Here is a 15,147-nt window from a genome sequence, read left to right as displayed (position 1 = left end):
AGTGTGGTCGACCACGCTGAGTTCGCAAACGGACAATTCTGTAAAGGGGATACGATGAGCCAGGTACTGATTACGGGCGCAACCGGGCTGGTCGGCGGGCATCTGCTGCGGCTGCTGATTCAGGATCGCCATATTAACTACATCGCCGCACCGACGCGTCGCCCGCTGCTGGATATCTCCGGCGTCTTTAACCCGCACGACCCACAGCTCACTGACGCGCTGGCGCAGGTGCAGGATCCGATTGATATCGCCTTTTGCTGCCTCGGTACGACGAGGCGTGAGGCGGGCAGTAAAGAAGCCTTTGTCCATGCGGATTACACGCTGGTGGTGGATACCGCACTGACGGCGAAAAAGCTGGGGGCAAAACATTTTCTGGTGGTCAGTTCGCACGGCGCGAGCACCGGCTCGCCGTTTTTTTACAATCAGGTGAAGGGCAAGATGGAAGAGGCGCTGATTGCCCAGAAGTGGGAATATCTGACCATTGTGCGGCCTTCCATGCTGATGGGGCACCGCGACGAACGGCGCTTTAACGAGTCTGTTTTCGCTCCGCTGTTTCGCATCCTGCCGGGTAACTGGAAGTCCATTGAGGCGCGGGATGTCGCGCAGGCGATGCTGAAAGAGGCGCTGGCACCATCGCAGGAAGGGGTCAATATCATCCCTTCGGCAAAACTGCGTGAAATCGCGCAGGGCGAGGCGTAAACTTCTCCGGCTTATTCAATAACACTCTCCGGGGAATGGTATGACTGGTCAGTCTTCATCTCAGGCGGCGACACCTGTCCAATGGTGGAAGCCCGCACTCTTCTTTCTCGTGGTCATCATTGGCCTCTGGTATGTGAAATGGCAGCCGTACTATGGCAAGGCCTTCACCGCCGCCGAAACGCACAGCATTGGTAAATCGATACTCGCGCAGGCGGATGCCAGCCCGCTGAAGGCGGCGTGGGATTACGCCATGGTCTACTTCCTGGCTGTCTGGAAAGCTGCGGTATTAGGCGTCTTGTTGGGGTCGCTGATTCAGGTACTTATTCCGCGAAACTGGCTGGTGAAAACCCTCGGGCAGCCACGCTTTCAGGGCACCTTGCTGGGGACGATTTTCTCTCTGCCGGGCATGATGTGTTCATGCTGTGCAGCCCCTGTGGCCGCAGGAATGCGCCGTCAGCGTGTCTCGATGGGCGGCGCGCTGGCGTTCTGGATGGGCAACCCGCTGCTCAACCCGGCAACGCTGGTGTTTATGGGCTTTGTGCTCGGCTGGCATTTTGCGGCTATCCGCCTGGTTGCCGGGCTGCTGACGGTGCTGGTGGTGGCGACGCTGGTGCAAAATCTGGTGAAAGAGAAAGCGCCAGAGCCCGCTTCTGTTGAGCTGGACATCAGCGAGCCGCAGGGCGGTTTCTTTGCCCGCTGGGGTAAAGCGCTGTGGCAACTTTTCTGGAGCACCATTCCGGTTTATATCCTGGCGGTTCTGGTGCTCGGCGCGGCGCGTGTCTGGCTGTTCCCGCATGCGGATGGCGCGATTGATAACACGCTGATGTGGGTGATTGCGATGGCCGTTGCTGGCTGCCTGTTTGTGATCCCAACGGCGGCTGAAATTCCGATTGTTCAGACCATGATGCTGGCTGGCATGGGCACCGCGCCCGCGCTGGCGCTGCTTATCACCTTGCCGGCCATTAGTTTGCCGTCGCTTGTCATGCTGCGTAAGTCTTTCCCGGCAAAAGCGCTGTGGCTGACAGCGGGGCTGGTAGCGTTAAGTGGGGTGCTGGTGGGAAGCATTGCGCTTCTGTGAAAAAAAAGCCCGGTGGCGCTACGCTTACCGGGCCTACAGTGAGGTTTTTTTTATTTGATGTAAGTAAACGCGGTGGTGACGTGCTTCACGCCGCTGACCCGGCTGGCGATATCCGCTGCCGCTTTCCCTTCACGGTCGGTAACCAGACCCAGCAGGAACACTTCACCGTTTTCGGTCGTCACTTTTACGTTTGAGGATTTCACCTGATCTGAACCCAGCAGCTGGGAACGGACTTTTGTGGTGATCCAGGTGTCAGACGACGCCGTACCCAGGCTGATTGGCTGGCCCTGACGGATTTCATTGAAGACTTCCGTAGTGCCCTCAACGCCCATGGCGATCTGTTTCGCGCGGCTGGAGAGTTCGGTATTCGGTGACTGACCCGTCAGCAGGACTTTGCCCTGATAAGCCGTCACGTTGATACGCGCTTCTTTCTTAATTTGTTCGTCTTTCGACAGCGCACTGTTGACGCGCAGCTCCAGCGTACCGTCATCCACCTGCGTTCCTACAGAGCGTGGATCGGTCGCCGCTTTGGTGCCTACTGCGGCAGTACCCACGACAGCCGCAGCGATACATCCCTGAAGCAGCAATGCAGACATAAGGACTGCGAGGGTCGATAAAGCCTTCATAAAAACTCCTTAATCATCCTGGTGAGGGAAAAGCGTGTTATCGATCAAATCGCATAAGCAGTTTACCGTGAGCATATGCATCTCCTGAATGCGTGCGCTACGGTGAGACGGAATGCGGATTTCCACATCCTGCGGCCCCAGCAGACCCGCCAGTTCACCACCGTCATAGCCGGTTAAGGCGACGATAGTCATGTCACGGGTGACCGCGGCTTCAACGGCTTTGACAATGTCCCGGCTGTTGCCGCGCGTGGAGATGGCCAGCAGCACATCACCGGCATGCCCCAGGGCGCGCACCTGCTTTGCGTAAATTTCGTCATGCAGACGATCGTTAGCAATCGCTGTTAAGACCACATTATCGGTATTAAGTGCAATGGCAGGTAAACTCGGGCGTTCGGTTTCAAAACGATTAATCATGCTGGCAGCAAAATGCTGTGCGTTGGCGGCTGAGGTACCGTTGCCACAACAGAGGATTTTGTTGCCATTAAGCAGGGATTGCACCAGCGTCATTGCAGCACGAGAGATCGCGTCCGGAAGGGCTTCCGCCGCGGCAATCTGAGTCTGGATGCTTTCTGTGAAGCACACTTTAATTCTTTCGAGCACGTTATCCCTTTTAAATCGTAATTATGCGTCTTCGCCAAAAGCGTTTTTAAGCCATTCGATCTCATTTCCGGTGAAGGCTATCACATCGAACCGGCAATCCACAGTATCAAAACTCCCATTATGGCGGGCAAGCCACAAGTGGGCAGTCTGTAATAATTTATGTTGTTTGGCGAGCGTCACGCTGGCGGCAGCACCGCCAAAACGGGAAGACTGTCGAAAGCGGACTTCTACAAACACAATCACCTGACCCTCTTTCATGATCAGATCTATTTCGCCGCCACGTCCGCGAACGTTAGCGGCGATAAAATGCAGTCCTTTGCCTTCAAGCCAGCGACGCGCTTTTAACTCCCACGCATCGCCGGTCTCTTTACGGCTTAACTGGCCGGGACGATTTGTCCCTGCTGGTATTTGAGCCATGATAACTTCCTGTTGATCACGCAGTCCTGCGTCGCGGTCAGATCGCCGGTGTTGCCGTTAAGCTCAAAGCCCGGTACCTGACGCATCTGGGTAAAGTGGTTCGCCAGCGCCCATGCATCGACCCCCATGGCATACAGACGCGCCAGTGAGTAGTCGTTACGTACGCTGCTCAGCGCCTGCTGCATCAACGCCGGGTTGCTGCCCGCGAGCATCGGAATTTCACTGTACTGCAGGCCGTCCATTTCCAGACGGAAATCCGGGCCAGCGGTGCCTTGCGCGCTGCGGGAACTGGCATAGAGCGTTGCGCCGCTCTGGCTGCCGTTACGCATCGCAATCATCGGTTTGATAAAGGCGATCTCTTGCGGTGTGGCAACGATATAAGCCGCATCCACTTTTCCACCGCCGCCGATCTGCGCGTCGGTAGGTGGGGCAGGGATGGTCAGCCCACCAATGGTCACGCCCTGCTGCTGTGGCAGGCTGGCGGTCACCGGGCTGCCGTTAAGCGCGATACCCGCTCCGCCGTTTACGCCCGCGCGCAGTTCTGAGACGGAACCGAATTTCTGCTGCAGCACGATACCGCCGCCCAGCTTCTGCCACTCATCGGCGAAGGCATTCGCTACGCGATCGCCCAGCGTACTGCGCGGGATGAGCAACAGTGGAGCCTGTTTACCCTGCTCGTGGATATGACGTGCCGCATCGCGAGCTTCGTCTTCCGGAGAGAGCGCGAAGTAGCAAATATTGGCCCGGTTCTGAACCTGCTCCGGCTGGTTGAGCGCCAGCACGTTTAGCGTGGTATTGCTCTTCATCAGCTCTTCCACGTTGTTTTTCAACAGCGGACCGACAACGATGCTCGCCCCGTCCTGTTGCACCTGAGCCAGTACCTGGTTAAGCGGCTGCGAACTGGTGTCGTAAATTTTCAGTTCGGTGCCAGGATTAGCGCTGGTGGTCGCCACGGCCTGCGGCTGCGCGGCAGGTGGAGTGGTTGGTTGTGCTGGCTGTTGTTGAGTTTGTTCTGCTGTTGCCTCAGGCGCTGCAGGAGAAGCAGGTGTCTCCACTGGCGCCTGTGTTGCTGGTTCTGCAGCAGGCGGAGGCGTCGTCGGTGCGGTCACCGGGTTTTGCATCGTGCCTTGCGCCGGGGTTTGCGCCGTGGTCAGATCGCTGGTCTCGGCGGCGGAAGGGCTGACAACATCATTCACGTTGGCCGCCTGTGCTGCCTGCACCGGCACCGCGCTGCCCGTCACCGGCATAGTGCCGTTTTTCGCCGCTTCAAAGCCCTGTTGAATCGTACGGCCAAACACCGCCGCCTGACCATTCAGCGGCAGAAGCAGTGCAATTTTGCTGGTCGATGCTGGCTTAAAGTTCTGCACGTTCACCAGCTGGGTTGGCAGTATTTTGGCGCCCGGGTTTTGCGGGTAGCGAGTCTGCCAGTCGGTAATACCGGCCTTCAGCATCTTAGGGTCGGTGCGGTTGTTAAACCACATCTGTTGGAGATCAAGCCAGCCCTGCAGCACGTTCTCATCCGCGTTGATGACCAGCGCCTTTGCCTGATCCGGGGTCATGGCGGCAAGAGCCTGCCAGGTGGCATCAATATTTTTCTGCTTGTCGGCACCGGCAAGGAGCGGTTCCTGAGCGATAAGCGCGCGGAGCAGCGTCAGGGAAGGACGCCCCTGTTCAGCGGTGATACCCGCCTGCCAGAAGCGTGCCTGCTGGTTTTTATCCAGCGCGCTCAGGTCGATGCTACCCAGGATCTTTTTCGCGCTGTCATACTCTTTCTGCGCGACCTTCAGCTCGGCAGAGAGCAGGCTCTGCTCAAGACGCTGGGTATCGTTAAGATCTTTCGGCAGCTGGCCGAACAGCTCTGCAGCCTGCTGGGTTTTTCCCTCTTTCAGCAGTGCACGAATGGCGAGTAATTGCCAGTTGATCCTGGTATCATTTGAACTCTGCGACATTTGTTGCAGATAAAAGCCAGAATCAGCCTGAGCGGAACCCTCAAGATGGGCGGTGCTCTGGTCAGGTGCCTGGGTGCCGCAGCCTGCAAAGATCAGGGCTGCCAGCAGAAGCGGCACGCTGCGCGTGGCTTTTTTTCGAAAAAACGTTAACGGTACCATACTGTATCCAGTGATTTTTTTTACGCAATGCTCAATATTAAATCGGCAATACGGACGAAACAATGAAACAACACGAAACGGCAGATAATTCTCAAGGCCAGCTTTATATTGTACCTACTCCTATCGGGAATTTGTCTGATATTACCCAACGTGCACTCACTGTATTGCAAGCCGTTGATTTAATTGCGGCTGAGGACACTCGTCATACCGGTTTACTGCTGCAGCATTTCGCGATTAACGCCCGTTTGTTTGCCCTGCACGATCACAATGAGCAACAAAAAGCCGACACGCTGGTGGCGAAGCTCAAGGAGGGGCAGAACATTGCGCTGGTCTCCGACGCGGGAACGCCGCTGATTAACGACCCCGGCTACCATCTGGTGCGTACTTGCCGTGAAGCCGGCATTCGCGTTGTGCCCCTGCCGGGACCGTGCGCCGCGATTGCTGCGTTAAGCGCCGCAGGTCTGCCGTCTGACCGTTTCTGCTATGAAGGTTTTCTGCCCGCCAAATCCAAAGGCCGTCGCGACGTCTTAAAAGACCTGGAAGCGGAACCGCGCACCCTGATTTTCTACGAATCCACCCACCGCCTGCTGGAAAGCCTGGACGATATGGTGACCGTCTGGGGTGAGTCCCGCTACGTCGTGCTGGCGCGCGAGCTGACCAAAACCTGGGAAACCATTCACGGCGCACCGGTGGGTGAACTGCTGGCGTGGGTGAAGGAAGACGAAAACCGCCGCAAAGGTGAGATGGTGCTGATTGTCGAAGGGCATAAAGCAGAAGAGGATGCCCTGCCAGCCGATGCGCTGCGCACGCTGGCATTGCTACAGGCCGAATTGCCGCTTAAAAAAGCGGCTGCGCTGGCGGCGGAAATTCACGGCGTGAAGAAGAATGCCCTGTATAAGTACGCGCTGGAGCAGCAGGGGGAGTAAGCCCCAGCCGTCTTTTTGCCGGGCGGCGGCTGCGCCTTACCCGGCCTACAGATCTGAACACTTTTTATTTTCCTGGCACCGCCTCAAACACCAGCGTTTCCAGCGGTTGTAGCGTAATCACCACGGCGTTTTTGTATTGTCCCGGTACGGTTGCATTACGGCCATATACCGCTCTCAGACTAAACTGCGCTGCCTCTCCTGTCGGGATTTCGAAATCTTTCGCTAAATCCAGATAGTAGGTTTGCGGCTTGTCCGACGGGTTTCGCAAACCAAGAATGGCTTTGTCTTTATTCCATGACGCCCAGCCGTAAACCTGAAGCGCCGTCGGGTCTCCGCCTATCCAGTGGGTATCCACCAGCACGCTGGCGTTTTCCCGCGACCATTTTGCCGCCTGCGCAAGGGTATCCCACTTCGCCTTGTTCAGCATTGAAGGAGTGATATACAGCTCCTGCAGCTGCGTGCCGGTCGCGAAGTAGCTCCAGACCTGATCGGCAAAATCGCTGTCCGTTTGTACTTTCTCCAGCCCGTAATAGGCGTTTTCCGCGCTGACGATCCCGTGGTACATCAGCGAGTTCAGCGGGAACAGCGGGCCTTTGCGTACAATGGAGCGGTACGTTTCGGCATCGCGGTAGGTCATCCACTGCTGTACCGGCGTGCCGGGCCCGTACAGGTTAATGTCATCGCCCTGGCGCCAGATCGAGTCGGCGTAGAACAGCCAGGATGGGCTGGCGTTGGTGCCGGTCGTCAGGTTGATAAACAGATTTGGGTTGGCGCTGCGCATGTTATGTAGCAGAGCGATAGAGGCGTCAAAATCCGAGGCAAACGGGCTGCCCTGGATATGCGCGTTGGCATTACCCATCCCGTCCAGCTTGAATGAGGTAATGCGTTCGTTTTTGATAAGCTTAACGATCTGCTCATTGAAGTTCTTAAAGTAGTTCGGTCCTGACAGGGCCAGCTTCCCGTCGACGGTTTCAAACCCATACTCTTTTGCATGCGAGACGCGAACGTCGCGAGGCTTGTTGTAGCCTCCCCACGGCGAGAGCCACAGTCCGACCGAGCTGTGCAGGCTGTCGGCTTTTTCCCGAACCTTGCCAAAACCGTCGCTGAATGCCGGGCCAAATAGCCAGCGCCCGGTAAGGTCGTCCCAGCCGTCGTCCAGCAGGAAGGCGTCCAGCGCCACGCCGCGTCCGGTAATGAACTCCTTATTCCACTCGTCCATCCGCCCCAGAACATCCTGCTCGGTGTACGGATTGAAAAAGCCGATATCCATCCAGCTGTTGTAGTGCAGATAAGGCTTGTACGGTCGCGGACGCACGGCATCAATAAACTGGTTCACGCTGCGGCGCAGCTGGCTGATTTCCGGGAAGGTGCCGAACCAGGTGGTAAAGCTGACCGGCGACTCTGGCTGGATCGGCGTTTTCAGTTCTACGTTGAGATTGGTGGTCGCTTCATAGGCGTAAGTGTTAACGATGGGCTTGTCCGGCAAAATAAAGAACGAATCAGCAACGATCGGCGAGCTGTTGATCGCCCCGTCAACATAGGGTGCCTGAGACTGCTTTTTCGTCGGGAAGAAGGTAATTTTCGCCACGTCTCGCGGCTGGCCGACTGCGGCAACGGTGTAGTCGATGCTGGAGTATTTTCCCTTCACCAGGTTCAGCTTCACCGTTACGTTAAAGTCCGGATGGGTAAAGTCGACGACAATAGCGTTGTCCTGCTTTTCGACGTGCTTAATGGTGAAATCCGCGGTGTGGATTTTTGTCTCGTCCGGCAGCGTCAGGAAGAACAGCTCCTGCGGCGTGAGCGGATGGTTAGCCTTATTGTCCTTAACCACTACCGTTGAGTTTGCGTCATCAAATGACAGAGCAATATTGTCGTTATTGAGCACGTAGTTGGTGGCCAGAGCACCGTGAGAAACAAACAGGGCCAGCAGCGAGAGAGTGAGCACTTTTTTCATCGGTTAAGATCCTAATCAGAAATGCTTCAGCATTCGGTTGATGGATTGCTCCAGCCAGTAGCGCTGGGTGCCGAAGTTAATCCGCAGGTAGTTTTCGCCGTTTTGCACGTAGTGGCTGCCGTCTTCAATCACGACACCGGCCTGCTGGGCGAAATGTTGGGTCAACTCTGTGGCGCTGCGGTCGTCGGCGCTTACGTCTATCCAGGCCAGATACGACGATTCCGGGTTCATCATTTTCCACGCCGGGAAGTGGATCTGAATAGCGTCCGCAAGGTAGCGGGCATTGCCTTGCAGATAGTCGTTGAGCGCGTCGAGCCACGGCAGGCCGTGCTGGTAGGCGAGAATAATCCCCCATACGCCGAACATATTGGGTGAGGTAATCGAGTTCTTCTCAAGCTGCTGGCGGAAGCGCTGGCGCAGCGAATCGTCCGGGATCATGGAGTAGGACGTTTTCAGCCCGCCCAGGTTGAAGGCTTTATTTGGCGACGTCAGCACGATCAGGTTGTCCAGTGCGGCACAGCCCGAGGTCAGACAGCTGACGAATGTGCCTTTCAGAATGTGCTCTGCGTGAACCTCATCGACCACCAGAATCGTGCCGTAGCGTTTACAGAGATCGGAGACCTGGCGTATCTCATCCGCGCGCCAGATCCTGCCCGAGGGGTTATGCGGCGAGCAGAAGAACCATAGTTTTGGACGGTGGGTTTTGAGCTGATCTTCAACCAGATTAAAATCCAGCTGATAGCGGTTTTCCTTCACGGACAGCGGGTTAGCAAGCACCCGCACGCCCTGGCGCTGTGCCGCCATCGCAAACGGATCGTAGACCGGCGTGTTCATCATCACGCTATCGCCAGGCGTGCAGAACGCCTGGACCGTGTAATGCAGCGTGGAGACGGTGCCGTAGGTCAGGGTGAGCCACGACTTCTCCACCTCAACCTGATGGCGCGTGCGCTGGAAGGCCATCACCGCGTCGTAAAATTCGTCGAAGCTCCAGGTATAGCCAAAGGTGCCGTGCTCCACGATGCGCTGGAAGCCTTCAATAACGGCCGGCGGCGAGGTGAAGTCCATGTCTGCGATCCACAGCGGGATAAACCCCTGCGGGACATCACCAAAGCGTGAGCAGACAAACGCATGGTCCCATTTACGGCACTTATCGCTTTTACGCTCGATAATTTTGTCGAAATCAAACACAACAACCCCCTGTTAGATTAAGGCTTCAATGCCGGTTTTGACGCTCTGCACCTGCGGGCCGATGATCACCTGAACGCTGTGAGCATCCAGCACCACCACCGACAGGGCGCCAGCCGCTTTCAGCTCCTGCTGATCGATAAGCCCCATCTCCTTCACGACCAGGCGCAAGCGGGTGATGCAGTTGTCGAGCGACTCGATGTTCTCTTTGCCACCGAGCGCGCGCAGGATAAGCCCGTGATCGTATTTCGATTTTCCACGCGCGCGGGTGTTGGCTTCGACGGCCTGCTGCGCACCCTGCGCGTCCACTTCACGTCCCGGCGTCTTGATATCGTGTTTGAGGATGTACCAGCGGAAGACGAAGAAGTAGATGGCAAACCAGGCGATACCGACCGGGAACAGCAGATACCATTTGGTCGACATCCCCTGCATCACGCCGAAGATCAGCAGATCCAAAATCCCGCCGTCGGTGTTGCCGATGGTGACCCCCAGCAGGGCCATCACCATCAGCGCCAGGCCCGACATCACGATATGGAAGGCGTAAAGCGCGGGGGCGATAAACAGGAACAGAAACTCAATCGGTTCTGAAATACCGGTGACGACGGAAACCAGCACGCCGGAAAGCAGCAGCCCCTTAATTACCGGGCGGTTTTCCGGACGCGCGGTGCGGTAGATGGCGTACGCCACGGCAGGCAGGCCAAAGATAAAGGTCGGCATAAAGCCTTGTGACAGAAACGCGGTAACGTGCGGGCTAAACGGCAGTCCGGCTTTCAGCTCGGCGTAGAAGATATTCAGCGCGCCGGCCACTTCATGGCCGTTGACCATCTCAATGCCGCCTGCCGGCGTGAAGCGCACCATCGCCAGCAGGATATGGTGCAGACCAAAGGGTTTAAGCAGCAGCACGCCTACGCCGTACAGGAACGGTCCGAAAACGCTGGTGCTCTGAATGATATGGCCAATTCCGGCAATGCCCAGCGCCACGTATTCCCACAACAGCGGGATAAACAGCCCGACCAGCGACAGCGTGAGTGCGGTAATGATGGGCACGAAACGAATGCCGCTAAAGAACGCAAAGGCGTCATGCAGCACCGTGTCCTGAAAACGCTCGTGCAGGAAGTAAGTGATTACCCCCACCACGATGCCGCCCAGCACGCCCATCTCCAGGGTCTGGATCCCCAGCACGAACGATTGTCCTACCTGTCTCATGGTGGCGGCGTCGGCAAGCTGGTGGGTGGCGGTCAGGTAGTAGTTGATGCTCATGTTCATCAGCATATAGCCAACGAACCCGGCAAAGGCGCCCACGGCCTTGTTGCGTTTGGCGAGGCCCATCGGGATAGCCATGGCAAACATCAGCGGCAGATAGGTAAAGGCGAAGCCGCCCACCATGGCGATAAAGCCAAAGGTCAGCTGCGTTAACTCGCCGCCCAGAAAGGGAAAGCTTTTAATAGTGGAAGGGCTGGTGACGGAGCTACCGATACCCAGCAGCAACCCCATAAAGGCCAGCAGAGAGACGGGGAACATAAACGTCTTTCCCAGGCTTTGGAAAAATTCCCACGCTTTCGATTTAAACGACTTTTCCTGTGTCATGTAGGGACTCCTCGGATTTTTAGGATAATGGAAGGCGCTGTCCGGCTTAAGGACGCGCCTTCATATTTGCGAGGCTTATAGTTATTTTTTAGGTATTGACGTAATGCGCGATGGGATCAGGCTTCGGCAGGAAGCAGGAGCCGGTTTGCCGAGCCGCAAACGGCGATCTTGCTTCTGACCACCTCTTTCATGGCGTCCATGCCTACCCGCATGTAGAAGCGCGGATCGTTCCCCTGCGGGTTTTCGGCAAACCAGGCTTTAACCGCGTCAGAGAAGGCAATTTTCAGCTCGGTGGCCACGTTGACTTTGCATACGCCCAGCTCGATGGTGCGGCGAACAAACTCATCCTGCACATCGCTCGCGCCGTGCAGCACCAGCGGCACGGTGACCACTTCGCGGATTTCCGCCAGCCGCTGGAAGTCGATTTTCGGACGTTTGGTATACAGGCCGTGTGCGGTGCCGATGGCGACGGCAAGGCTATCGACGCCGGTCAGTTCGACGAAGCGTTTCGCCTCCTGCGGATCGGTGAGGAACGCGCTTTCGGCGTCTACGCTCATGTCATCTTCCACGCCGCCCAGACGGCCCAGCTCGGCTTCGACGCTGCAGTCGTTGAGGTGGCAGAAATCGACCACCGACTTCACCAGTTTCACGTTTTGTTCAAACGGATAGTGGCTGCCGTCGATCATCGCGCTGCGCACGCCCGCGTTGACCTTGCGGCGTATATCATCCAGCGATTCGTGGTGATCGAGATGCAGCGCCAGCGGCATGTTGTAGGTGTGGGAGTACGCGCTGCACAGGGCGTAGATCTCTTCCAGCGCAATATGCTTAAAGGTGCCCGGCGTGCCCGCGAGGATTACAGGCGATCGCATTTCGCTGCACGCTTCAAGGATCGCCTGGATCGTCTCCGCGTTGTGGATGTTGAACGCCGGAACGGCGTAGCCTTTTGCCTGTGCGTCCTGCAAAAGATATTTGGTTGAAATGATACTCATGATCCGATCCTCTTAAGCCTGCCACGGATGAATAACAACGCCCTGCACTACACGGTTGACCGTCCCGCTGGCGGATGGCGTATCGGGCGTATTGCCTACGCTGAGCGACTGGGTGAGTGCAAAGACCTGGGCATACATCAGGAAGCAGAACGCCTGTTCCATATCGATAAACGGACGTGAAGGCGGCAGCAGAATGTGCGGACCCGCTTCAATGGCCGGATCGTTTTCAGCGGCGATGGCGACGACGCGCAGGGCCTGGCGATCGCGGCGCAGCTCGGCCAGCAGATCCAGATCGTACTGACGCGTATACGGATGGCTGGAGATAAACACCACCACCAGCGTTTCGCTATCGACCAGCGACTTCGGCCCGTGACGGAAGCCCGTCGGGGAATCGTAAAACGCCGCCAGCTTGCCCGCCGTCAGCTCCAGCACCTTCAGCGCCGATTCGCGCGCCGCGCCCTGCAGGCCGCCGCTTCCCAGATAGACGACGCGTTTCCACGCTTCATTGCCAAAGACGCCGTGGCTGAAATCGCCGAGCGCGGTGAGGATCGCCTGACAGCGATCGGCGACGTCGCGGAAGGTGTGGCTATTGATCGTTTCCGGCGCGAACACCGCCAGACAGCTCGCCATCATGGTGGTAATGCTGCTGGTCATCGCGAACCCGCGATCGTGCGTTTCGGCAGGCATCAGCAGGGCAAAGGCGTTATCGCTGTCGACGGCGTTCTGGTACAGGCTCCCCGCCTCGTTGCAGGTGATCGACAGGTGGTAGCACTCCGGCACGAACTGGTTTGCCAGCTCGACGGCCGCGACGCTTTCCGGGCTGTTGCCGGAGCGGGCAAACGAAATCAGCAGCAGCGGATGCGCAGGGCTGAAGTAGTCCACCGGGTTCGTGACCAGATCGGTTGTCGGCACGGCAGTGAAGTTTTTCCCGGTGTAGCTCGCGAGCCAGGGAGAAACGATATCGCCGATAAAGGCGGATGTGCCCGCGCCGGTCAGGACGATCCGCAGATCCTCCTTGCGCAGCAGCGGCGTCAGGAAACTGTCGATCGAAGCACGCAGGTTATCGATGTTGTTGAGCGAGCGGATCCAGCTGGCAGGCTGCTGGCGGATCTCTTCCTCTGTCCAGGTGCCGGTTGTCGCGGCGGTAGTGGTTTGTGGCATAACTCAGTCCTTAGTCGTGTGAATTCCACATCAGACGCTGGCAATCGTGTCGCTATCTTTCGTTTCGTTTCACTTGTTCACTTAAGCAGTTAAATAAAATCTATAGAAAAGAAATCGAAACTTCAATGAAAGAAAAGAAATAAAACGAAAAGTGTGATCGTGAAAGGAAAGGGAAGAGTTAAGGAAAAGAAAAGAAAGGCCTTACGATCGGGTGCCGTAAGGCCAACAGGAGACACAATGAAAGGGCTAAAGGGAGAGAGCCTGTCCCTGAATCCAGATCTGCTGGAGGTGTAAACCCCCGTCCAGCGCAATGATATTGGCGCGTTTACCCGGGGCTAAGGATCCTAGCTGACCGTCAACGCCCAACAGCCGGGCAGGGTGCAGCGAGGCCATATGGATAGCGTCTTCGGCGGTTACGCCCGCATACTCCACCATATTCCTGACCGCGGCATCCAGCGACAGCGTGCTGCCCGCCAGCCCGCCGGAGCCGGTTCGAACCACGCCGTTTTGCATCGAGACCTCTTCGCCACAAAGCGTATACCGTCCGTCCGGCATACCTGCCGCCTCCATTGCATCGGTAATCAGCACCACGCGCTCCTGCGCGCAGCAGCAGCATAAGCGCATCGCCCCCGGATGGACGTGGTGCTCGTCGGCAATCAGCTCCAGCCACGCCCGTTTGTCCGTAAGCCCTGCGCCGACCATTCCGGGCTCTCTGTGGTGCAGCCCCGTCATGCCGTTGTAGCAGTGAACCAGCCCGTCGGCACCCGCATCAAACGCGGCAAGTGTTTGCCGGTACGTGGCAGCGCCGTGGCCCAGCATCACGCGTATCCCGCGCTGTTTAAGATGGCGAATCGCCTGCAGCGCGCCGGGTTTTTCTGGCGCGAGCGCCACCACCCGTAGCGTGCCCTGTGAAACGTCAGCCAGCCTGTCCAGCTCGACGATATCCAGCTCCCGGAACAGCTCCGGCGGATGCGCCCCTTTGTTCTGCGGCGTAAAGTACGGTCCTTCCAGATAGCTGCCCAGGATCTGCGCGCCCGAGCCGCCGGACTGACTGCGCCGGGCGATACGCATCAGCGCGGCGTGGATGGCCTTCAGCGGCGCGGTCACGGTGGTGGGCAGAAATGCGCCCACGCCTTCGCGGGCTTTATGCATTGCCAGGGTGTCCAGCACGCCGGGCGCATCATCCATGACGTCCACCCCAGCGCCGCCGTGGACGTGCGTGTCGATATAGGCCGGGCAAAGCAGCTCCGCATCCCGCGTCGTAACGCCCGCCGGGATGGGTTCAATCGCCGCAACCGCACTGCTTTCAATGCGTAGCTGGTGGTCGTCCAGCCAGCCCTGTTCGGTAAGGATCCGTCGCGCGCGCAGCAGCTGGCTCATATCCCTTCCTCAGCAGGGGCTTCCTCATGACAGCGCCCAAGCTCATCCACCAGGCTGGTCAGGCCGCGATGGCCACACGCGAGCGCCTGCAGACGAAACGCTTCGCTACTTAACCCGTCGCGTTCCAGCACCATTTCCAGCAGAAGTTGCAGGTTGGTGCCGGTGATCACTTCCCGTCCCGGCTTTTGCATCGCAAGCGTTGACGCTACGCGAAACGGCGTACCGCCGAGCAAATCGGTAAGAAACACGATATCGTACTGGGGATCCAGTTCAGTTACCGCTTGCTCAAGCTGCGCGGTTAGCCGCGCAGTCGAGGAGGTTTCCGGGAAATCGATGGCGATAAACTGCGGCTGCTTGCCGAGGATCTGCTTCATCGCCTGTTCAAGTCCGCTGGCAAACCCACCGTGACCCGTCAAAATGATGCCTAACATCGCGAC

At 57.6% G+C, this 15,147-nt stretch carries 14 protein-coding genes; 3 read left to right on the top strand and 11 right to left on the bottom strand.

What is annotated here, in order from left to right; all coding sequences use genetic code 11:
* Positions 1 to 54 precede the first annotated feature (54 nt).
* Together ABFI50_RS06350 and ABFI50_RS06345 are read left to right on the top strand one after the other, a co-directional pair.
* The gene (locus ABFI50_RS06350) at positions 55 to 699 is read left to right on the top strand and encodes an NAD(P)H-binding protein (RefSeq protein WP_014885360.1); all 645 of its coding nucleotides are present in this window, start codon (positions 55 to 57) and stop codon (positions 697 to 699) included.
* A gap of 40 nt (positions 700 to 739) precedes the next feature.
* Positions 740 to 1,777: a permease gene (locus ABFI50_RS06345; RefSeq protein WP_014885359.1), complete on the top strand. Its 1,038-nt coding sequence runs from the start codon at positions 740 to 742 to the stop codon at positions 1,775 to 1,777.
* A 50-nt stretch (positions 1,778 to 1,827) separates the two neighbouring features.
* Here the strand turns inward: ABFI50_RS06345 and dolP are convergent, their stop codons facing one another.
* From dolP to ABFI50_RS06325, 4 genes are read right to left on the bottom strand one after another with little or no spacing between them, the layout of a single operon-like run.
* A complete protein-coding gene (gene dolP, locus ABFI50_RS06340; protein ID WP_014171764.1) occupies positions 1,828 to 2,403 on the bottom strand; it encodes a division/outer membrane stress-associated lipid-binding lipoprotein in 576 nt (191 codons plus the stop codon).
* A gap of 9 nt (positions 2,404 to 2,412) precedes the next feature.
* Positions 2,413 to 3,003, bottom strand: coding sequence for a DnaA initiator-associating protein DiaA (diaA, locus tag ABFI50_RS06335; protein WP_003861754.1), 591 nt, complete (start codon positions 3,001 to 3,003; stop codon positions 2,413 to 2,415).
* Positions 3,004 to 3,024: 21 nt separating this feature from the next.
* Complete coding sequence (locus ABFI50_RS06330) at positions 3,025 to 3,420, bottom strand: YraN family protein (RefSeq protein ID WP_014885358.1); 396 nt, start codon at positions 3,418 to 3,420, stop codon at positions 3,025 to 3,027.
* Positions 3,378 to 5,528 (bottom strand): penicillin-binding protein activator, encoded by a 2,151-nt coding sequence (locus ABFI50_RS06325; protein ID WP_347485637.1) that lies wholly within the window; start codon positions 5,526 to 5,528, stop codon positions 3,378 to 3,380. Before ABFI50_RS06325 ends, ABFI50_RS06330 begins: the two co-directional genes overlap by 43 nt.
* 62 nt (positions 5,529 to 5,590) lie before the next feature.
* On the opposite strand from ABFI50_RS06325, the gene rsmI reads away from it, so the two are divergent.
* The gene (gene rsmI / locus ABFI50_RS06320; RefSeq protein ID WP_014885356.1) at positions 5,591 to 6,454 is read left to right on the top strand and encodes a 16S rRNA (cytidine(1402)-2'-O)-methyltransferase; all 864 of its coding nucleotides are present in this window, start codon (positions 5,591 to 5,593) and stop codon (positions 6,452 to 6,454) included.
* Between the two features lie 64 nt (positions 6,455 to 6,518).
* Here rsmI and ABFI50_RS06315 read toward each other — a convergent pair whose 3' ends face one another.
* The 7 genes from ABFI50_RS06315 to agaF all read right to left on the bottom strand — a co-directional run bounded on the left by ABFI50_RS06315 (position 6,519) and on the right by agaF (position 15,141).
* Positions 6,519 to 8,408: an enterotoxin gene (locus ABFI50_RS06315; RefSeq protein WP_023331384.1), complete on the bottom strand. Its 1,890-nt coding sequence runs from the start codon at positions 8,406 to 8,408 to the stop codon at positions 6,519 to 6,521.
* Between the two features lie 15 nt (positions 8,409 to 8,423).
* Positions 8,424 to 9,596 (bottom strand): PatB family C-S lyase, encoded by a 1,173-nt coding sequence (locus tag ABFI50_RS06310; protein ID WP_347485635.1) that lies wholly within the window; start codon positions 9,594 to 9,596, stop codon positions 8,424 to 8,426.
* A gap of 12 nt (positions 9,597 to 9,608) precedes the next feature.
* Entirely contained in the window at positions 9,609 to 11,180 is a 1,572-nt protein-coding gene (gene malX / locus ABFI50_RS06305; protein WP_303756868.1) for a maltose/glucose-specific PTS transporter subunit IIBC, read from the bottom strand.
* 116 nt (positions 11,181 to 11,296) lie between these two features.
* The gene (kbaY, locus tag ABFI50_RS06300; RefSeq protein WP_117581463.1) at positions 11,297 to 12,169 is read right to left on the bottom strand and encodes a tagatose-bisphosphate aldolase subunit KbaY; all 873 of its coding nucleotides are present in this window, start codon (positions 12,167 to 12,169) and stop codon (positions 11,297 to 11,299) included.
* A 12-nt stretch (positions 12,170 to 12,181) separates the two neighbouring features.
* Positions 12,182 to 13,330, bottom strand: a complete 1,149-nt coding sequence (locus ABFI50_RS06295) for an SIS domain-containing protein (protein WP_117581461.1) — start codon at positions 13,328 to 13,330, stop codon at positions 12,182 to 12,184.
* A 246-nt stretch (positions 13,331 to 13,576) separates the two neighbouring features.
* Positions 13,577 to 14,710, bottom strand: coding sequence for an N-acetylglucosamine-6-phosphate deacetylase (gene nagA, locus ABFI50_RS06290; RefSeq protein WP_347485633.1), 1,134 nt, complete (start codon positions 14,708 to 14,710; stop codon positions 13,577 to 13,579).
* Entirely contained in the window at positions 14,707 to 15,141 is a 435-nt protein-coding gene (gene agaF, locus ABFI50_RS06285) for a PTS galactosamine/N-acetylgalactosamine transporter subunit IIA (RefSeq protein WP_045268598.1), read from the bottom strand. Before agaF ends, nagA begins: the two co-directional genes overlap by 4 nt.
* Positions 15,142 to 15,147 lie beyond the last annotated feature (6 nt).

Source organism: Enterobacter sp. HNDS-6 (assembly GCF_039850505.1).
GTDB classification, from domain to species: domain Bacteria; phylum Pseudomonadota; class Gammaproteobacteria; order Enterobacterales; family Enterobacteriaceae; genus Enterobacter; species Enterobacter kobei.
Note: the sequence above shows the minus strand (reverse complement) of the source record. Positions and strands in the feature narration are given on the sequence as shown.